The organism is Streptomyces narbonensis (genome assembly GCF_014649015.1).
Taxonomy (GTDB): Bacteria; Actinomycetota; Actinomycetes; order Streptomycetales; family Streptomycetaceae; genus Streptomyces; species Streptomyces narbonensis.
This window is the reverse complement of record NZ_BMSF01000001.1, coordinates 598,535-616,542: the sequence shown is the minus strand read 5'-3', so window position 1 is coordinate 616,542 and position 18,008 is coordinate 598,535. Positions and strand designations below refer to the sequence as shown.

The following is an 18,008-nucleotide window of genomic DNA, read 5'->3' as shown; positions in this document are numbered from 1 at the left end:
CGAAGTGATTACACGGAAGCGCGAACCCCGAGGTCACAGCGTTGCAGCGGGCTTTCTAACCACCTTCGCGGGGCTCCGTCAACCACGGCGACATAAAGGGACAATCGACGAGCCGAAGGCGCATGGTTCGCCCGATTCTTCCGCTCGCTCGCAATGCAGCGACGACGTGGTGTATAACCACGCGTTCACCTTCCGATCGACGAAAGCCGGGCCCTGTCATGCCGTCCAATGAACTCGCGGAAAACGCTGCGCGGAAGGGGAACGAAAACGAGGGCACGGAAGGCTCCCCGCGCCGGCGGGGGCTGCTGATCGCCGCCGTCGTCCTGCTCGCCTGCTCCGGACTCGTCGGCTACGGCACGCTCGACACCGACGAGCCGCCGAAGCCGCGCGCCGTGCCGACGGCCGAGGTGACGTACGAGGTCACGGGAACGGGGACCGCCGAGATCTCCTACCTCGCCCGCAGCGAGGACGGCACGGCCACAGTGGAGAAGGCCGTCACCCTCCCCTGGAAGAAGTCCGTCCGGGCACCCCTCGGCAAGACCCCGACGGTCGCCGTGGTCCTCGACGGAAAGGGCGGCCGGGCGACCTGCACACTGGCGATCCACGGCAAGCACGTCCAGCGCGCCACCGCCATGGGCGAGTACGGCCGCACCACGTGCACGGGCGCACTGCCCCCTGGCGACCCCGAGGCGTGACGAGGCGGCCCTGCCGCGCGCCCTCTCCGCGACCGCCGCGCGACGCCAAGCGGCCGGGCGCGGCGGGCCGGTCGAAGTCGACGACCAGCGCCTTGGCTTACCGCGTCGGGTAGTAGGCCAGGTGCTCGCTGCCTCGGTCGCCGGACTCGGCGAGCGGGAAGTCCGCGTCCTCCGCCGTGTGCGACTGGTGGTCGAATGTCGACTCCGGGTCCTGCACCCACCCGTGGCGGTCGTCGGCCTTGGTGTACGGCATGGCGGTCCCGCCGGACTCGACACCGAAGCCCTCGGTGATCGTGTACGTCCCCGAGGGCGTGGTGTACGGGCTCTGCCGCTCAGGCGATGCGCGTGCCGGTTCCGCTGACCCGCACCCGTGTGTCGCCTTCGCGTAGTTCCACTGTCAGGACGCCCGGGCGGCCCATGTCGGCGCCTTGGTGGAGGGTGAGGACCGAGGCGTCCGGGACCAGGCCGAGTTCACGGGCGTAGGCGCCGAAGGCGCCGGCCGCCGCGCCGGTCGCCGGGTCTTCCACGACGCCGCCGACCGGGAAGGGGTTGCGTACGTGGAAGACGGTCGGGGACTCGCGCCACACCAGTTGCAGGGTGATGAGGTCGAGTCGGCGCATGAGCGCTTCGAGTCGTGCGAAGTCGTACGCGAGGTCCGCGAGGCGCTCCCGGGTCGCCGCAGCGAGGACGAGATGGCGGGCGCCCGCGAAGGCGATGCGCGGCGGCAAGGCGGTGTCGAGGTCGGCTGCGGACCAGTCGAGGGCGGCGAGCGCCTCGGCGAGGTCCGCGTCGTCGATCGCCTCGATGTGCGGTTCGACGGTGGTGAGCGTGGCCCGCAGGACTCCGGCCTCCTCGGTCACGCTCACCGGCACGTTCCCCGCGCGGGTGGCGAACACCAGGTCGCCGGCGCCGATGTGTTCGCCGAGGGCGACGGCCGTCGCCACGGTGGCGTGACCGCAGAACGGGACCTCCGCCTTGGGGCTGAAGTACCGGATGGTGAAGGCCCGCCCGCTCACGCCGCCGAGGCCCTCGGGCGGAGCGGTCAGGAACGCCGACTCGCTGTAGCCGAGGTCCGCGGCTATCGCGAGCATCGCGTCGTCGTCGAGTCCGGCCGCGTCCAGGACGACCCCGGCGGGGTTGCCGCCCAGAGGGTCGAGGGAGAACGCGGTGTAACGCAGGATGGAGGGCCGTGTCGTCATGATCGGCGCAACTCCGCGGCCCGGCCGATTGTTCCCCACGCCGTCCTGAGGATGGTTCAGCACCAGGGCCCGGATGGCTGGATGCGACGGTGCGGACTAATTCGAGTCAAATGAACGCGCCGGGTCGCCGGGTCTCCCTCCAGTCGATCGCGATCGAAGTGCAGCCACTCTGTGTCACGCATATGTTGCGTTCAGTAGTCACATCGATCGGATGGGAACGTCTGTGCTGAGACATGCAAGAGGGACCGAATACGCCGGACGCACCGCCTTCGCGGGGGTCGCCACGGCGGCCATGGCGGTTGCGGCGGTCGTGAGCGCACCGACGAGCGCCGCGGCCCAGGAGTTCGTGCCCTGCGGGCAGACCGCACTGAAGAACGCCATCGCCCGGGCGAACGCGACCCCTGGCCCGAGCCTGCTCGTCCTCTCCTTCGGCTGCCAGTACACGCTGACGACGCCGCACAACGACTCCAACGGCCTGCCGGTGATCACCAGCCAGATCTCACTCATCGGTAACGGGAGCACCATCAGGCGCAGCACCCAGACCGGCACGCCGGAGTTCCGGATCTTCGAGGTCAGCGGGCCCGGCGGTGACCTGCGCCTCGGCGGTCTCACCGTACGGAACGGCCGCGCCTCGACGGCCTTCGGGGGCGGTGTCTGGGTGCACGGCGGCGGACAGCTCTCGGTCGACCGGAGCAAGATCATCCATAACTACGCCTCCGAAGGCGGCGGTGGCGTCGCATCCGAGAGCAGCACGGTCACCGTCTCGAACAGCGACCTCATGCACAACGTCAGCAGGGGCGACGGCGCCGGATACCTCGACTACCTCCAGAGCGTCACGACCTTCCGCAACAGCACGGTCAGCGGCAACACTTCCCTCGCCGGCCAGGGCGGGGGGATCGAAGTGGACGGGAGGCTGACGGTCAGCGACAGCAGAGTGCTCGACAACTCCGCCGGAGGCGACGGTGGCGGCATCAACATCGCGCCCGACGCGACCGCCGACCTCACCAACACGGTCGTCCGCGGCAATACGTCCGCGGCCATCGGCGGCGGCATCAACAACTTCGGCACGCTACAGGTGACCGGGGGTGAAATCTTCGCCAACCGGGTCACCGAAGGGCTGTTCGACAGCAGACAGGGCGGCGGCATCGCAAACCGAGGGGGATCGGTCACGCTCAGCAACACCCGGGTGACGAACAACGCCGCCCTCAACGCCCCGGGCGGGTCCACGACCAGGTAGACGGGGATGCCGTAGCGGCCGTACTTGGCGGTGCAGTCGTCGTAGTCCTTGCGCGCCGAGGAGACGGACACCACCTCCGCGATCAGCAGGACGTCCTCGAAGCTGTAGCGCTTGCCCACCCTCAGGGATTCCTCACGCAGGATCGCGAGATCGGGGGCGGAGTTCTCGTCCGCAGGCAAGTCGAGATAGACGTCCGAGAGGTCTTCGCGTGGCGCCCGAGCGACACGATCGTGTCGTACTGCAACGACTTGATCGTGGTGGAATGCTCCAAGCTCCGAGGGGCCATGATCACCTTCCCGTCGGCGCCGAAGAAGACCGTGTATCCCTCGGGGAACTCGGTGTGATCGCCTCGACGCTCATCAGCGGCTCCTTCCCGTCGCCTCCCAGAATACGGTCGACACGCGTCAGCAGCGGGCCTCACCGGCAACCCCGGAGGCATGTGGGTCGCTCCGCATCCGAGATGGACGCCGCACCTCTTCGCTGCCGGAGAGTGCCCTGACAGCGGCGCTATGGAGGTGGTACTCAGCTCCCGGCCGGTACCTGCTCGGCGGGCCGCGGAAGCAGTTCGCTGGAGCCGCGGACCACCAAACGGGTGGGGACCGTGATGGTCCGGGCGCGGGTACGGTCGCCGTCGAGGCGGGCGAGGGCCGTCCTGGCCGCCGCCTCGCCGATGGCCGCCGGGTCCTGGGCCACGACCGTCAGGGCCGGTTCGAGGACGTCGGCAAGCGGGAGGTCGTCGAAGGTGACCAGGGCGATGTCCTTGCGCCCCGCGAGGGTGAGCTGGGCGATGACTCCGAAGGCCATGATGTTGTTCGCCGCGAAGAGGGCGGTGGGCGGGTTCGGCAGGCCGAGCAGTGCGGTGGTCTCGGCGGCGGCCTCATCCTGGCTGTGGGCGCCGGTCACCAGGGTCCGGTCGTAGGGCAGGCCGGCCGCGGCGAGGGCCTCGCGGTAGCCGGCGAGGCGCTCGCGCCGGGTGTAGAGCTTGGCGGGAAGGTCTCCGATGAAGCCGATCCGGCGGTGGCCGCGGGCGATGAGGTGGGAGATGCCCTCGTGGACGCCGGCCTGATTGGAGCTGACGACGCAGTCGGCGGACAGTCCGACTCCCGGCCGGTCGAGGAACACGACGGGCAGACCGGCCGCGCGTGGTGCCTTGAGATCGCTGTGGTCGGCTCCGAACGCCGGGACGACCATCAGCATGCTGACGCGCCGGGCGAGGAAGGTCTGGATCAACGCCCGTTCCCTGTCCGGGTCTTCGGCCGAGGAGCCCATGAGCAGGGTGAGCCCCCGGCTGCGTACGAGGTCCTCGATGCCGCCGGCGACGGTTCCGAAGAACGGGTTGCCGAGGTCGGGCACGACCAGGCCGACAGTGGTGTCAGGGCCCCCGACACGGATGTTGCGGGCCATCAGGTTCGGCTGGAAGCCGAGTTTCGCGACCGCTGCGAGCACGCGCTCGCGGGTCTGCGGGGAACTCGGTCCGTCCTCGTTGAGCACCCGCGACACCGTCTTGGCGCTGACGCCCACTTCCTTGGCTACATCGGCCAGCGTGGGGCGACGGTTCGCGGGCATGTTCCACCGTTCCTGTGCGTTCGGCGGGCCCGGCCCCTGCCCGGGGCCGGGCCCGCTGTCCTGACTGTGCGGCGACCCTGTGGTCTGCGCGGCGTTGCCCCTGCGGCGACTCAGTGGGCGGACACGCCTGCCGCCTCGGCGGCATCCGCGTCAGCAACGACCGTACCGCCATCGTCGCTCACCCTGAGCGCTCCCGTCATGATCGCGACGACCTCCGCCATGGAATGGTCGGACGGTTTGATCAGGGCCTCGCGACGGCCGAGCCGGTGGATGTGGATGCGGTCGGCGATCTCGAAGACGTGCGGCATGTTGTGGCTGATCAGGACCACGGGCATGCCCTTGTCCCGTACTCGGCGGATCAGGTCGAGGACCTGTCCCGACTCCTTGACGCCCAGCGCGGCGGTGGGCTCGTCCATCACGACGACGCTCTTGGCCCAGGCGACGGAACGCGCGACCGCCACGGCCTGGCGCTGACCGCCGGAGAGTGTCTCCACCGGCTGGGTGAGCGACCGCAATCCGATCTTGAGGTCGGCCATGTGCGCCGCTGCCTCCTGCCGCATGCGCTTCTTGTCGAGCATGCGCAGCGCACTGCCGAGGAAGCCCGGCCGGCGCAGTTCGCGGCCGAGGAACATGTTGGAGGCGATGTCCATGGAGGCGGCGACGGCCAGGTCCTGGTAGACGGTCTCGATGCCGTGCTGCCGGGCGCTCTGCGGCCCGGTGAACCTGATGGGTTCGCCGTTCAGCCGGATCTCGCCCTCGTCGGGGGTGATCGCACCGGTGAGGGCTTTGATCAGGCTCGTCTTTCCGGCCCCGTTGTCGCCGATGACGGCGAGGACCTCGCCGGGCAGGAGGTCGAAGTCGGCGCCGTCGATGGCGGTGACATGGCCGTACCGCTTGACCAGGCCGCGGGCCTGGAGCACGGGAGTGACGTCGGAAGTACTCATCGTGCCTTCCTCCGGGAGATCTGGTCGACAGTCACGGCCAGGATCACCAGCACGCCGGTGATCAGGGTCTGGTAGATGGAGGCGACGCCCATCAGCTGGAGGCCGTTGCGGAACACCCCGACGATGAGGACGCCGATGAAGGTGCCGAGGACGGCGCCCCGGCCACCGAAGAGGCTGGTGCCGCCGAGGACGACGGCGGTGATGCTGTCCAGGTTGTCGGTCTGGCCGGCCTGCGGGTCGCCGACGCCGGTGCGGGAGATCAGGAGCAGTGCGGCGATCCCGTAGACGACTCCGGCAAGGGTGTAGAGGCCGATCGTGAGCCGGGAGGTGCGGATGCCGTTGAGCCGCGCGGCCTCGGGGCTGTTGCCGAGCGCGTACACGTGCCGGCCCCAGGACGTGCCGCTCAGCGCGTAGGCGAAGAGCAGAAACAGGGCGATCGTCACGAGCGAGCCGTAGGTGATGTCGGTGTTGCCCAGGGGGAACGTCTCACCGAGGGCAGTCAAGGGCGCCGGGAGGTCGGTGATCGTCTGCTCTGCCGAGTAGATGTGGGTGAGGGCGAACGCCACGTTCAGCATGCCGAGGGTCACGATGAACGGCGGGAGCGGGATCAGCTGCACCAGCAGTCCGTTGACCAGGCCGAAGACCGCGCAGACGACCAGGCCGAGAGCGATCGCGACGAAGGGTGGCAGGCCGCCCTCGGCAGCCGCCTTGGCAATGACGATGCTGCCGAACGCCATGACGGCGCCACACGAGAGGTCGATGCCGGCGGTGAGGATGATCAGGGTCTGGCCGATGGCCAGCGTGCCCACGACCATGACCTGCTGGACGATCAGCGAGAAGTTGCCGCCGGAGAGGAACTGCTCGGTCGTCAGGGAGAAGAAGACGCACGCCAGCAGCAGGGCGACGAGCGGGCCTGTGGTGGGTGTGGCGAGCAGCCGGCGGACCTTGGTCGGTCCTTTCAGCTGGTCGTAGGGCATGGTTGTGGCAGTCATGGTGGTCCTTGCCGGTGTCGGTGGTCGGCGGGGCGGGGGGCGTCAGGGGATACGTGCCGGAGGGCTGTCCGCCCTAGGTCCTGTCGTCAAACTCCCGTCGTCCGCCCGAAGGGCGGGCCCTGCGGCGTCAGGTGCGTGCTCTCGGCGTGCCGGGCGCGGGCCCGCGTACTGGATGTACGCGGGTCTGTGCCCGGTGCGGTGAGAGTGCGTGCATGGCGTCGCAGGGCAGGCGGGGAGTTTGACGACAGGGCCTAGGGGGCGTTCGGCTTCCGCGGCGCGCCTTGACGCCGGGGCTCAGCCCCAGCACTTCTCCAGGCCGTACGCGGTGTCCTCAGCGTCGACACCCGGCTTGGCCGCGTCGGTGATCAGCGTGACGCCGGTGTCGGTGTAGCCGGAGGCCTTCTTGCCGTCCTTGGCGTAGTCGGAGACCGCCTTGACGCCCTGGGACGCCATTTCGAGGGGGTACTGCTGCGAGGTCGCCGCGATCTTGCCTTCCTTGACGGCCTTCGTGCCGGTGCAGCCGCCGTCGACGGAGACGACGAGCACCTTCTTCTCCAGGCCCTTCGCCTTGAGCGCGGTGTAGGCGCCCAGCGCCGCCGGCTCGTTGATCGTGTAGACGACGTTGATGTCCGGGGACTTCTGGAGGCAGTTCTCCATCGCCGTCTGGCCCTTGGCCTGGTCGCCGCCGGTGTCCTGCATGCACACGATCGACGGGTCGCCCTCCGCGACGCCGAAGCCCTTGAGGAAGCCCTGGTGGCGCTGCACGCCCACCGCGACGCCGGGCGCGAGGTCCAGGGTGGCGATCTTCGCCTCCTTGCCGGCCATGGCGGCCTTGGCGTACCGGCCGATGAGCTCCCCTGCCTTGACGTTGTCGGTGGCGAAGAGGGCGTCGGTGGCGTCCTGCGGCTCGGTCGGGCTGTCGAGCGCGATGACCAGGACGCCCTTGGCGCGTGCCTTCTGAAGGGCGGGGACGATCGCCTTGGAGTCGTTGGGTGTGATGAGGATGCCCTTGACGCCGGAGTTGACCATGTTCTCGATCGCGGTGACCTGGCCCGCGTTGTCGCCGTCGAACTTCCCGGCCGCGCTGACGAGTTCGACGCCGTTGTCCTTCGCGGCCCGCTCGGCGCCCTCCTTCATCTTCACGAAGAACGGGTTCGTGTCGGTCTTGGTGATCAGCCCGACCTTGGTTCCATCGCCCCCGGATCCTCCCTGCGCACCGGAGCCGCAGGCCGTCAGGGTCAGCGCCGAGACGGCGGCGAGAGCGGTGAATCCGACGGAGGCGCGGAGGGTGCGGTTTCTGCGAAGCATGGCTGATCTCCTGCGGGACGAGGGCGGGGAGGTGGTGTCAGCGTTGACAGATGTCATCGTTGACACTGCTTGCGGAGGATGATGAACTCCATCACCCGGAAACGTCAATGCCTTCGCGCCGTCACAAATCGGCAACGCCGCCCGCCGGCACCACCTCACATCGAGAGCGCGCTCTCCGTGAGCTTCCTCAAGGCCCCCGTAAACGCAGCCTCTCGCGCTGCCCACCTTGGAGACCGAGCCATGAGCCTGCCCCTGGTCACCGTCCTCGGAGAATGCGTCGCGGACGCCTTCACCGTCCCCGCACCCACGCCGGGCGAGCTTGCCCTGCGGGTCCTGCCGGGCGGCGGTCCGGCGAACACCGCGGTGGCGCTCGCCCGGCTGGGCACGCCCGCCCGCTTCCTGGCGCGGCTGTCCGACGACGTCTTCGGCCGGCTGTTCCGCGGCCACCTGGAGGCCTCGGGTGTCGATCTCTCGGCTGCCGTGCGCGCGGCCGAGCCCAGCACCCTGGCCGTCGCCGAACTCGACGCCCAGGGCCGGGCCGAGTACTCCTTCCATGCCCAGGGAACCGCCGACTGGCAGTGGACGGCGGACGAACTCGCCGCGACGGACCTCGCCCATACGGCCTGCCTGCACTCGGGCTCCCTGGCCCTGGTACGCGAGCCCGGTGACACGGTCGTGGAGGACTTCCTCGCCCGCGCCTCCGCCACGGCCACGATCTCCATCGACCCCAACGTCCGGCCGCTGCTCGTGGGGTTGGGGGTCTACCGCGAGCGCCTGCCGCGCTGGTGCGCGCTCGCCGACATCCTCCGGCTGAGCGAGGACGACCTGGAACTGCTGCTCCCCGACTACACGATCGAGCGAGCCTGTGACGCCTGGCATGCGGCGGGCGTCCCCCTCGTCGTGATCACCCGGGGGGAGCGCGGCGCGGTCGCCTCACTGGACGGCGAGCGGACCGCCGTACCGGCGCCCCCGACCGACGTGGTCGACACCGTCGGCGCGGGCGACTCCTTCACCGCGGGCCTCCTGCACCGTCTCGGCGCCAAGGGGCTCCTCGGTGGCCGGCTGACGGATCTGCGGATCGACGACGTCTTCGACGCCTGCGACTTCGCCGCCCAAGTGGCGGCACTGACCTGCGGTGTCGTCGGGCCCAACCCGCCCTGGGCCGGCCAGTTGCGGCTGCCGGTGCCCACGACCGCGCGTGTCGCCAGGCGCATAGCCGGCTGAACCGTCGGTTGAGCGGGCGGCTGAACCGGCGCCCCGAACGAACTCGGCCCAGGCCATTGACGCGCCGCCCCGAGCCCGCCCATCATCACTCCCCAGCGGATGTCATCGCTGTCACCTGTCATCGATGACATTCCGGTTCCCGGGTCGCCCCCACCGCCCGGCACTGCGAATCCCCCGGCGTCGTTCCACCGCAGCGGACGCGGGCACGACGCCGCCTCCCACAGTGCAGGAGAAACCATGAGCCGAGTCCCCGCACGCCGCCGTGTCCCCCTGCGCCTCGTCGCCGCCGCGGCCGCGACCTGCGCGCTCACCGTCACCGCCGTCGCCCCGCAGGCGTCGGCGGAGGACAGCCGGCCGTACACGGAGACGTACCGCCCCCAGTTCCACTTCAGTCCCGCGAAGAACTGGATGAACGACCCCAACGGACTCGTCTGGTTCAAGGGCGAGTACCACCTCTTCTACCAGTACAACCCAAGCGGCAACACCTGGGGCAACATGTCCTGGGGCCACGCCGTCAGCAAGGACCTGGTGCACTGGCAGGAACTCCCCCTCGCCATCCCGCACGACGACGAGGAGATGGTCTTCTCCGGCAGCGCCGTCGTCGATCACGACAACACCACGGGGTTCGGGACCAAGGAGAACCCCGCGATGGTGGCTGTCTACACCAGCCACTACAAGGACGGCGGCAAGCAGGCCCAGTCCCTGGCTTACAGCACCGACCGCGGCCGCACCTGGACCAAGTACTCCGGAAACCCGGTGCTCGACATCGGGTCGAAGGAGTTCCGCGACCCCAAGGTCCAGTGGTACGCACCCACCAAGAGCTGGCTGATGACGGTGTCGCTGTCCACCGAGCACAAGGTCCGGTTCTACTCCTCCAAGGACCTCAAGAGCTGGACCCATCTGAGCGACTTCGGCCCGCAGAACGCGGTGGGCGGCGTCTGGGAGTGCCCGGACCTGTTCCCGCTGCCCGTCGACGGCGACCCCAAGCGCGTCAAGTGGGTGCTCGTCGTGAACATCAACCCCGGTGGCATCGCGGGAGGTTCGGCCGCCCAGTACTTCGTGGGCGACTTCGACGGCAAGCGGTTCACGCCCGACAACGACGGCTCCTACACGCCGCCTCCCGGAGTGGTGGTCCAGGACTTCGAGGGGCCCGACTACGGCACCTGGCAGACGACCGGCACCGCCTTCGGCGACGGTCCCGTCCCCGCCCCCGCGCCCGGAACGTCGGGCACGAGCGGCTTCGATGGCAAGGGACTCGTCGACAGTTTCCACAGCGGCGACCACGAGACCGGCACCCTCACCTCACCGCCCTTCACGGTCACCAGCCCGTATCTCAACTTCAAGGTGGGCGGCGGCCGTCACCCCCGCGTCCCCGGCTCCGTGACGGGCGACTCCCCCGCCCCCGCAGGGGAAGTCCTCGCCGACTTCGAGCAGGACGGCTACGGCTCCTGGACGGCCACGGGCACCGCCTTCGGCGACAGCCCCGCACCCGGCACCCTCCCCGGCCAACACCAGGTGTCCGGACACGAGGGCGACGGCCTGGTGAACACCTTCCTGGGCGGCGACGCGACCACGGGCACCCTCACCTCGCCCGAGTTCACCCTCACCACGAAGCACCTCAACCTCCTCATCGGCGGCGGCAACCACCCCTCAGGTTCCGACGCGCCCACCGCCGTCCGGCTCGTCGTCGAGGGCAGGACGGTGCGCAGTGCCACCGGCACCGACTCGGAGTCGCTCAACTGGGTCTCCTGGGACCTCGGCGACCTCGCCGGCCGCACCGCGCACATCGAGGTCGTCGACGAGAACACCGGCGGCTGGGGGCACATCCTGCTCGACCAGGTCATGCTGTCCGACACCCCCGCACGCCCCCGCTCGACGGAGACCACGGTCAATCTCCTCATCGACGGCAAGATCGTCCACAGCGCGACCGGAGCGGACAGCGGAAGCCTGGACTGGGCCTCCTTCGACCTCCGCGCCCACCAGGGCAAGCGGGCCACCATCCAGATCGTCGACATGAACACGGCCGGCTGGGGCCACATCCTGGCCGACCACTTCGTCGCCGCCGACCAGCCGGCCGTCCCGGCCCTCCAGCGGGCCGACTGGGTCGACCACGGCAAGGACTACTACGCCGCCGTCTCCTGGGAGGACGCCCCGGACGGGAAGCGCCGCATGATCGGCTGGATGAACAACTGGCAGTACGGCAACAACATCCCGACCTCCCCCTGGCGCAGCGCGCAGAGCATCCCGCGCGAGATGGCGCTGCGGACCACGAGCGGCCGGATCCGGCTGACGCAGCGGCCCGTGTCCACCGTGGAGTCGCTCCACGGCCCGTCGATCGGCGTGCGCGACATCAGGATCGCGGAGGGCTCCGTGCCATTGGCAGCGGGCCGGGCCGACGGTAAGGCACTCGACATCCGGGCCACGTTCGCCCTCGATGACGCCGAGCGTTTCGGGTTCAAGGTGCGCACGGGCGAAGGCCAGGAGACCGTCATCGGCTACGACAGGAAGACGCGGGAGCTGTACGTCGACCGGACGCGTTCGGGCGCGGTGGATTTCCACGGCGACTTCCCCGGCGTGCAGCGCGCACCGTTGGCGGCCAGGGACGGCAAGGTCGAGCTCCGGATCCTGGTCGACTGGTCCTCGGTCGAGGTGTTCGGCGGCGACGGCGAGGCCGTGATCACGGACCAGATCTTCCCCAGCCCGGACAGTGACGGCATCAAGCTTTTCGCCGAAGGCGGCTCCGCCCGCCTCGTCAGCGCCAAGGTCTGGCAGGTGCGGTCGTACCGCGACTGACCACCGGAGCGGTTCCGTTGACGGTACGGGGCGTGGCGCCGACCCGGCAGCCCGCCTCCGTACCGTTCCACCACGCCGGTGTCGCCGGCGAGAGAGACAGAAGAACATGAGGAAGACGCTGCTGGCCGAGTTCACCGCGCTCCCCGGAAGCAAGGAGCGCGTCGCCGAGCTGGTCAAGGAGTACGCCGCGCGCGTCCGTGAAGAGCCCGGGAACCTGGCGTTCGAGGTGTACACCAAGGAATCCAGACCCCTGGCGTACTGGATCTTCGAGGTGTACGCGGACGAGGCCGCCTTCCAGGCCCACTTGACGGCGCCCTACGGCCCGCCGTTCAACGCGGCGCTCCAGCCGTTGATCGAGGAGAGGGAGTCCGTGCTCACCTTCCTGAGCCCGCTCGGCCGATGAACGGGCGGCTCGCCTCACGAGGCCAGCTGCTCGGGAGGGCGTCCGCCCGGAAGCCTCGCCTTGAGCCGCCTAACTACCGATGTCGCAACGCTCCCCCGCGCCCCTCGGGTCGACTCCGCCCCCTGCGGCTCGCCATCACTCTGTGGGCCTGCTTAAGGCCCTACACACACCCCGCCAGGCGTACTCGGCAGGCGGTCACGCTACGTAATGCATCTGGCGCTGGGACGCCGGCTCATTCCAGGCCACCAGCGGCGCGCTCGTCAGCGCGCGCCGGCCTCCGGTTCAGGTCGGGGCAGTCCGTCCAGGTCGCGGGTGAAGGTGCGTCCGTCGGCCAGGTCGATGGGGAGCTTGCCGGTGCCGTGCTGGTGCCTGTGTGCCGTGATGTAGCCGGTTCTGGTGAGCCGGGTAGGGACGACCTCCGCCGCACACGGGGCCACGACCAGGTAGACGGGGACGCCGTAGCGGCCGTACTTGGCGGTGCAGTCGTCGTCCTTGCGCGTCGATGAGTCGGACACCACCTCCGCGATCAGCAGGACGCCCTCGAAGCTGTAGCACTTACCCACCCGTTGGGAGTCCCACACAGGATCGCGAGACCGGGCTCCACGCCGGCCTCGCCGAGGTGCGTGAGCAACTCCCTGCCGCAGGGGTCCCGGAAGACGCCGAGCCCTTACAACTTGCGTACCAGCAGGCCCGGCAGGAGCGCGCGTCGCGCACGAGGGGCGGCAGCCGACCACGTCACGAACATTCCGCCACCCCCCTCTCCCTGCGCACTCCACAGGCTTCTGGGGCTCGCATGCGTTTCCGGCCCCAAGCAAGGCCAGGGAGTAGGTACGGCGCCGGGTCACGCTTCGCGCTCCGGCTATCGAACCGCCTCTGCTGGATGCGTCAGCGGCTGTTTCAAGGGGGGAGAGTTCTCGGCATGAATAAGCCCATATCGCCACCAGGCTGGGCACGTTACAGATGGCTGTCCCGGCGGACGGTGAAGCGATCGGCGCTTGCGACGGCGGCTTTGCTGGCTGTCGAGAGTGGGGTCGCTCTGGGGGCGACGGGACAGGGCGTAGCCCTGCCGTCGCGGTATTCAGTGGTCGACAACAGCCCTTCTCCGGCCGAGGCGGTGGATCTGCCGTCGGCGAAGACTGCTGCCCGGTCGTCGGGCAAGCGGGTGGAGGCGTCGTCGGAGCGGACGGAGTCGACAACCACGTGGGCGAATCCGGACGGCACAGTGACGGCGGATGCCTCGTCTGGTCCGGTGCGGTTTCGTGACAAGGCCACGGGTGCATGGCGGACCATCGATGTCGACCTGACAAAGTCGGTGGACGGTTCGGTGGTCGCGAAGGACCATCCGCTCGGCCTGAAACTGGGCGGCAGAACGCCTGCGAAGCTCGCGGCACGTGTGATGGCGTCGGGTGATGCCGGTGAGGCGAAGACGACTCCGGTTCCGCTGGTTTCGTTGGACGCCGGGGGAGGCCGGTCACTCGATCTGTCGTGGCGGGGTGTGCTGCCGGAGCCGGTGCTGTCGGGGACGACGGCCCGATACCGCGGGTCACTGCACCACCGCCAACGGGGCCATCACGAACCCCAGCGAGAGCGACTACATCGGACCCGTCGTCCGGGACAACTGGGCCAACAATGCCGGCTCCGTGAAGCTCCCCGGCCAGAATTACTACTCGGGTGACCTGGCGCTGTACCACGTCAAGAGCGGCAGCGTCGCGACACCCCGGATCTACAAGGGCGGCAAGACGTCCAACTCGTCGCGGCCTGTCCATGACTACTGGCGGCGCTGGGCACAGAGCGGCGACATGGTGTGCACGGGAGGCATGATGACCGGCGAGGTGTGTGGATGGAAGGTGACCGCGACCCAAGCAACCAAGCGGTACACCGAGGGAACCACCGCCAGGAACGTGGTCATCGCCAGGAAGTCGTCCGGATCCTGCACCGTCAAGGGTGACTCCGGCGGCCCGGTGTACACCGTCGATGGCAGCGGACGGGCGTACGCCAAGGGCATCGTGTCCGGCGGTGGCGGCGGCGGAAGTGACAACAGCGGCGGGCTCTTCGACCAATGCGAGCTGATCTTCACTGACATCGGGCTGGCCAGCAACGCCCTCCCCGGCACCGTAGCGTGGTACTGACATGCGCCGAGTCCTTCTCGTACCACTGCTGGCGATGACCCTGACCGGATGCTCCTTCCTCGGTCAGGACACGCCGTGTACCAAGGCCGACGCAGACTCGGATGTCTCCGCCGTGTGGCAGCCCGCCGACTTCGGCGGCCGGGACGCGGTGAGGATCCGACTGTGTGTGGATGGCACCTGCGAGGAGCGGACGTCGGGCAGTCCCGATGACCCGTTCGCGTCGCTGTCGGTCCGACTCCCCGACGACATCGGATCGTCCACCGTGCAGGTGCGGCTCACCGTGACGTCCGCGAAAAGCGGTGCCACGGTCGTCGAAGACAACACCCGGGCCAGACTGACGGAGCAGCACCCCAACGGCACTTCCTGTCCGCCCACTGTCTGGACGGCGACGTTCCGCGCCCACCCGGACAAGGGCCTCACCTCACCCGAGGGCATGAAGCTCCAGTAGTGAACCGCTCTACGTAAGCGCCCGGCCCCCTGGCACCACCGGAGGGCCGGGCACTTCACACTGGTACACGAGGACAGTGGCCGGAGCATAGAGCTCGCGCGATCGCCGCCGATCCTCGGTTCCGTCCGGCCCGCGGGCTGCGTGGATCGACAGTGAGGCGGTCGCCACGCGCATGACGACCGGTTCGGACTGGTGCGCATCACTCACTCTCTTCGCTGACTGCAGCACCACCTCACCGAGGCGACCGGGCACCCCTGGACGGTCACGTCGGAGCTGATCTCCGTGCTTGCCCGGCCGCGAAGACGGAAGGCGGTTCGCGGGCACCCTCGGCGCCAGGCACGGGGGTGACCCCGTCGGAGCGCATCAAGACGTGGCCTCGGCCCATTCCAGGGCGTGAATCCGGCGGCAGAATCAGAGTCTGGCCGGCCGAGACCTTCTCGGGTGACGTGTCGACAAGGGCGCAGATTTTCGGCCCGGTGTGCGGCGTGTCACACACGGGAGCAGTGGGATCGCCATGGGATCATCGAAACCGCTCTACATCCCACGCTCAACCCAGAACCGCAGGTCAAGAGGTGCGGGCGCTACGAGCCGAGCCACGGGCGCCCGTTTCGCCGCACCGACGAGAGGTGACCACTGCACGCGAAAACACCCCATGAGGGGCGTTTTCGCAGGTCAGATCGTTTTTCTTCGGTGGGGCGGGTGGGACTCGAACCCACGGCCGACGGATTATGAGTCCGCTGCTCTAACCGGCTGAGCTACCGCCCCGAACGGTGAGGCGCGTACATGTGTGCGCGCCGTCTGCCGCAGCATAGCCGCTCATACGATCTCCTGCTCCGGAAGATCGGCTCTGCTGACCATGAAGACCTCGCGGCGGCCCGCGTGGTTCCCTGAGACGCGAAAAAGGACCCCGAAGGGTCCTCTTCCGTTCCGCTCCCCCGACTGGACTCGAACCAGTAACCCTCCGGTTAACAGCCGAATGCTCTGCCAATTGAGCTACAGGGGATCGCGCTCCCCCGACTGGACTCGAACCAGTAACCTGCCGGTTAACAGCCGGCTGCTCTGCCAATTGAGCTACAGGGGATTGCTGCGTTGCACCGAACGGACCCCAGTCCGGCTGACCGGGAGGGCGCTCGCTCGCTGCGAGACATACATTAGCGCAAGCAGGGGGGTGCTCCGCCAATCGGTATCCCCAGGGCCTCCAGGGAAGGATCGCAGCCGTGCGGTACAAGCTGACGTTCGTCGTGGGTCTCGCCCTCGGTTACGTGATCGGCACGCGGGCCGGACGCGAGCGCTACGAGCAGATGAAGAAGTCCGCGAGGGACTTCTCGCAGAACCCGGCGGTGCGCAACGCCGCCGAGTCCGCCGCCCAGACCGGGCGGCAGGTCGCGGGCAAGGCGATGCACGCCGTGGGCGACACGGTGGGCGACAGGCTGCCGTCGTCGGTGACCGACCGGGTCCACGCGCTGCGCGACCGCGGCCGGAGCAACGGACGCGTCGAGGACGACGACTGGGGCACGAGCAACACCTGATGCCCCAGGGCCCCCTCGTGCGGCAGAATCACGTGTCATGGGGATAGTCGCCGGACTCGACAGCTCTGCAGGATTCACACGCATCGTCGTCTGCGACGCGGACACGGGCGCCGTGTTGCGCCAGGGGTACGCCCCCCACCAGGGCGATCCGAAGGCCGCCGAGGTCGATCCGCAGACCTGGCTGCTCTCGCTCGGGGAGGCCGCCACCGGCGGTCTCCTGGAGGGCGTCCAGGCCATCGGCGTCTCCGCCCAGCAGCACGGGCTCGTGCCGTTGGACGCGCAGGGTGCCCTCGTGCGGCCCGCGCTCGTCGGCAACGACAAGCGGGCGCAGGTCGCGGCCGCCGATCTCGTCGAGTCGCTGGGCGGGCGCCAGGCGTGGGCCGAGGCCGTCGGCAGTGTGCCCGGCGCCGGGCAGCCGGTCGCCAAGCTGCGCTGGCTGGCCCGTACGGAGCCGGAGAGCGCCCGGCGGACCTCGCTGCTCCTCCAGCCGCACGACTGGCTGGTCTGGCAGCTCCTGGGCCGCCCCGCGCGGCGCACCACCGACCGCGGCGCCGCCTCCGGCACCGGCTACTGGTCGGCCCGCACCGGCGCGTACCGCCCGGACCTCGTGGAGCTCGCGCTCGGCCACCAGGCCGTGCTGCCCGAGGTCCTCGGTCCGGCCGAGGCCGCCGGCACCACCCCCGAGGGGCTCCTCATCTCCGCCGGTACGGGCGAGACGATGGCCGCCGCGCTCGGGCTCGGGCTCGGGCTCGGGGACGCGGTCGTCTCGCTCGGGGCCTCCGGCTCCGTGATGGCCGTGCACCACGAGGCCCTCGCCGACCCGAACGGCATGATCACCTCCTTTGCGGACGCCGCCGGCATGCACCTGCCGGTCGTCTCCACCTCCAATGCCGTACGGGCGTTGCGCGGGACCGCCGAGATGCTGGGCCTGGAGTCGCTCGACGAGCTCTCCGCACTCGCGCTGAAGTCGACGCCCGGCGCCTCCGGGCTCGTCCTGCTGCCCTATCTGGAGGGCGAGCGGACCCCGAACCTGCCGCACTCCGCGGGCACGCTCAGCGGGCTGCGGCGCGAGTCGATGAAGCCCGAGCACCTCGCCCGGGCCGCGTTCGAGGGGATGCTCTGCGCGCTCACCGACGCCATGGACGTCCTGCGCGGGCGGGGCGTCGAGGTGCGGCGGGTCTTCCTGCTCGGCGCGGCCGCCGCGCTGCCGGCGGTGCAGGCGCTCGCGCCCTCGCTGTTCGGCGTGCAGGTCGTCGTCCCCCAGCCGGCCGACTACGCGGCGCTCGGCGCCGCCCGGCAGGCCGCCTGGGCTCTCGGAGTCGCCCGGGGCACCCTCTCGCCGTCCGCTCCCCCGGCGTGGCAGGGAGCCGCGGCGCAGATCCTGGAGGCCGGGGAGGAGCTGGCCCTGGGGCAGGCCGTGCGGCAGCAGTACGTGGCCACCCGGGAGCAGATCCATCCCGGGGCGTTCGGTGCATAGAACGGTGAGGGAAACCCCGGCTTCGTAAAGTCTTCGCCAGGGCTCGGCGCGCGGCCCTCAACCG

At 69.7% G+C, this 18,008-nt stretch carries 16 protein-coding genes, 3 tRNA genes and 1 pseudogene; 9 read left to right on the top strand and 11 right to left on the bottom strand.

The window, feature by feature from the left end; genetic code table 11:
- Window positions 1-218 precede the first annotated feature (218 nt).
- Window positions 219-695: an MmpS family transport accessory protein gene (locus IE124_RS02680; protein ID WP_229832050.1), complete on the top strand. Its 477-nt coding sequence runs from the start codon at window positions 219-221 to the stop codon at window positions 693-695.
- 97 nt (window positions 696-792) lie between these two features.
- Here the strand turns inward: IE124_RS02680 and IE124_RS02675 are convergent, their stop codons facing one another.
- The gene (locus IE124_RS02675; protein WP_189504336.1) at window positions 793-948 is read right to left on the bottom strand and encodes a hypothetical protein; all 156 of its coding nucleotides are present in this window, start codon (window positions 946-948) and stop codon (window positions 793-795) included.
- Window positions 949-1,027: 79 nt separating this feature from the next.
- On the bottom strand, window positions 1,028-1,894 hold the full coding sequence (locus IE124_RS02670) for a PhzF family phenazine biosynthesis protein (RefSeq protein ID WP_189504335.1): 867 nt from the start codon (window positions 1,892-1,894) through the stop codon (window positions 1,028-1,030).
- A 310-nt stretch (window positions 1,895-2,204) separates the two neighbouring features.
- Here IE124_RS02670 and IE124_RS02665 point away from each other — a divergent pair, with 310 nt between their 5' ends.
- Window positions 2,205-3,131, top strand: coding sequence for a hypothetical protein (locus tag IE124_RS02665; protein WP_189504797.1), 927 nt, complete (start codon window positions 2,205-2,207; stop codon window positions 3,129-3,131).
- A 38-nt stretch (window positions 3,132-3,169) separates the two neighbouring features.
- Here IE124_RS02665 and IE124_RS34610 read toward each other — a convergent pair.
- The 5 genes and pseudogenes from IE124_RS34610 to IE124_RS02640 form a co-directional block, all read right to left on the bottom strand.
- Window positions 3,170-3,310, bottom strand: a pseudogene (locus IE124_RS34610) (Uma2 family endonuclease); the annotation flags it as partial.
- Window positions 3,311-3,653: 343 nt separating this feature from the next.
- Window positions 3,654-4,697 (bottom strand): LacI family DNA-binding transcriptional regulator, encoded by a 1,044-nt coding sequence (locus tag IE124_RS02655; protein ID WP_189504333.1) that lies wholly within the window; start codon window positions 4,695-4,697, stop codon window positions 3,654-3,656.
- A 110-nt stretch (window positions 4,698-4,807) separates the two neighbouring features.
- Window positions 4,808-5,641: an ATP-binding cassette domain-containing protein gene (locus IE124_RS02650; RefSeq protein WP_189504331.1), complete on the bottom strand. Its 834-nt coding sequence runs from the start codon at window positions 5,639-5,641 to the stop codon at window positions 4,808-4,810.
- The gene (locus tag IE124_RS02645; RefSeq protein ID WP_189504329.1) at window positions 5,638-6,633 is read right to left on the bottom strand and encodes an ABC transporter permease; all 996 of its coding nucleotides are present in this window, start codon (window positions 6,631-6,633) and stop codon (window positions 5,638-5,640) included. The genes IE124_RS02650 and IE124_RS02645 overlap by 4 nt, the downstream gene beginning before the upstream one ends.
- A gap of 294 nt (window positions 6,634-6,927) precedes the next feature.
- A complete protein-coding gene (locus IE124_RS02640; protein ID WP_189504327.1) occupies window positions 6,928-7,941 on the bottom strand; it encodes a sugar ABC transporter substrate-binding protein in 1,014 nt (337 codons plus the stop codon).
- Window positions 7,942-8,181: 240 nt separating this feature from the next.
- On the opposite strand from IE124_RS02640, the gene IE124_RS02635 reads away from it, so the two are divergent.
- The 3 genes from IE124_RS02635 (at window position 8,182) to IE124_RS02625 (ending at window position 12,361) form a co-directional block, all read left to right on the top strand.
- Complete coding sequence (locus IE124_RS02635) at window positions 8,182-9,165, top strand: carbohydrate kinase family protein (RefSeq protein WP_189504324.1); 984 nt, start codon at window positions 8,182-8,184, stop codon at window positions 9,163-9,165.
- A gap of 237 nt (window positions 9,166-9,402) precedes the next feature.
- Window positions 9,403-11,958 (top strand): glycoside hydrolase family 32 protein, encoded by a 2,556-nt coding sequence (locus tag IE124_RS02630; protein ID WP_229832049.1) that lies wholly within the window; start codon window positions 9,403-9,405, stop codon window positions 11,956-11,958.
- Window positions 11,959-12,064: 106 nt separating this feature from the next.
- A complete protein-coding gene (locus tag IE124_RS02625; protein WP_189504320.1) occupies window positions 12,065-12,361 on the top strand; it encodes a putative quinol monooxygenase in 297 nt (98 codons plus the stop codon).
- 260 nt (window positions 12,362-12,621) lie between these two features.
- Here the strand turns inward: IE124_RS02625 and IE124_RS02620 are convergent, their stop codons facing one another.
- Window positions 12,622-12,924, bottom strand: coding sequence for a thioredoxin domain-containing protein (locus IE124_RS02620; RefSeq protein ID WP_229832045.1), 303 nt, complete (start codon window positions 12,922-12,924; stop codon window positions 12,622-12,624).
- Between the two features lie 1,077 nt (window positions 12,925-14,001).
- Between IE124_RS02620 and IE124_RS02615 the strand changes: the two genes are divergently transcribed.
- On the top strand, window positions 14,002-14,490 hold the full coding sequence (locus tag IE124_RS02615) for a chymotrypsin family serine protease (RefSeq protein ID WP_189504317.1): 489 nt from the start codon (window positions 14,002-14,004) through the stop codon (window positions 14,488-14,490).
- A gap of 1 nt (window position 14,491) precedes the next feature.
- Window positions 14,492-14,938, top strand: a complete 447-nt coding sequence (locus IE124_RS02610) for a hypothetical protein (RefSeq protein WP_189504315.1) — start codon at window positions 14,492-14,494, stop codon at window positions 14,936-14,938.
- A gap of 691 nt (window positions 14,939-15,629) precedes the next feature.
- Here the strand turns inward: IE124_RS02610 and IE124_RS02605 are convergent.
- From IE124_RS02605 to IE124_RS02595, 3 genes are all read right to left on the bottom strand, one after another.
- Window positions 15,630-15,703: transfer RNA gene (locus tag IE124_RS02605), tRNA-Ile, on the bottom strand.
- A 165-nt stretch (window positions 15,704-15,868) separates the two neighbouring features.
- Window positions 15,869-15,941: transfer RNA gene (locus tag IE124_RS02600), tRNA-Asn, on the bottom strand.
- A gap of 5 nt (window positions 15,942-15,946) precedes the next feature.
- Window positions 15,947-16,019, bottom strand: a tRNA-Asn gene (locus IE124_RS02595).
- Between the two features lie 136 nt (window positions 16,020-16,155).
- Here IE124_RS02595 and IE124_RS02590 point away from each other — a divergent pair.
- Complete coding sequence (locus IE124_RS02590; RefSeq protein WP_189504313.1) at window positions 16,156-16,467, top strand: YtxH domain-containing protein; 312 nt, start codon at window positions 16,156-16,158, stop codon at window positions 16,465-16,467.
- A 37-nt stretch (window positions 16,468-16,504) separates the two neighbouring features.
- Window positions 16,505-17,944 carry an FGGY family carbohydrate kinase gene (locus tag IE124_RS02585; RefSeq protein ID WP_189504311.1) on the top strand — a complete coding sequence of 480 codons (1,440 nt, stop codon included), beginning with the start codon at window positions 16,505-16,507 and terminating at the stop codon, window positions 17,942-17,944.
- Window positions 17,945-18,008 lie beyond the last annotated feature (64 nt).

Coding starts and splice junctions, on each gene's coding strand:
- IE124_RS02680 (WP_229832050.1), top strand. CDS start 219: ATGCCGTCCAATGAACTCGCGGAAAACGCTGCGCGGAAGGGGAACGAA.
- IE124_RS02675 (WP_189504336.1), bottom strand. CDS start 948: ATGCCGTACACCAAGGCCGACGACCGCCACGGGTGGGTGCAGGACCCG.
- IE124_RS02670 (WP_189504335.1), bottom strand. CDS start 1,894: ATGACGACACGGCCCTCCATCCTGCGTTACACCGCGTTCTCCCTCGAC.
- IE124_RS02655 (WP_189504333.1), bottom strand. CDS start 4,697: ATGCCCGCGAACCGTCGCCCCACGCTGGCCGATGTAGCCAAGGAAGTG.
- IE124_RS02650 (WP_189504331.1), bottom strand. CDS start 5,641: ATGAGTACTTCCGACGTCACTCCCGTGCTCCAGGCCCGCGGCCTGGTC.
- IE124_RS02645 (WP_189504329.1), bottom strand. CDS start 6,633: ATGACTGCCACAACCATGCCCTACGACCAGCTGAAAGGACCGACCAAG.
- IE124_RS02640 (WP_189504327.1), bottom strand. CDS start 7,941: ATGCTTCGCAGAAACCGCACCCTCCGCGCCTCCGTCGGATTCACCGCT.
- IE124_RS02635 (WP_189504324.1), top strand. CDS start 8,182: ATGAGCCTGCCCCTGGTCACCGTCCTCGGAGAATGCGTCGCGGACGCC.
- IE124_RS02630 (WP_229832049.1), top strand. CDS start 9,403: ATGAGCCGAGTCCCCGCACGCCGCCGTGTCCCCCTGCGCCTCGTCGCC.
- IE124_RS02625 (WP_189504320.1), top strand. CDS start 12,065: ATGAGGAAGACGCTGCTGGCCGAGTTCACCGCGCTCCCCGGAAGCAAG.
- IE124_RS02610 (WP_189504315.1), top strand. CDS start 14,492: ATGCGCCGAGTCCTTCTCGTACCACTGCTGGCGATGACCCTGACCGGA.
- IE124_RS02585 (WP_189504311.1), top strand. CDS start 16,505: ATGGGGATAGTCGCCGGACTCGACAGCTCTGCAGGATTCACACGCATC.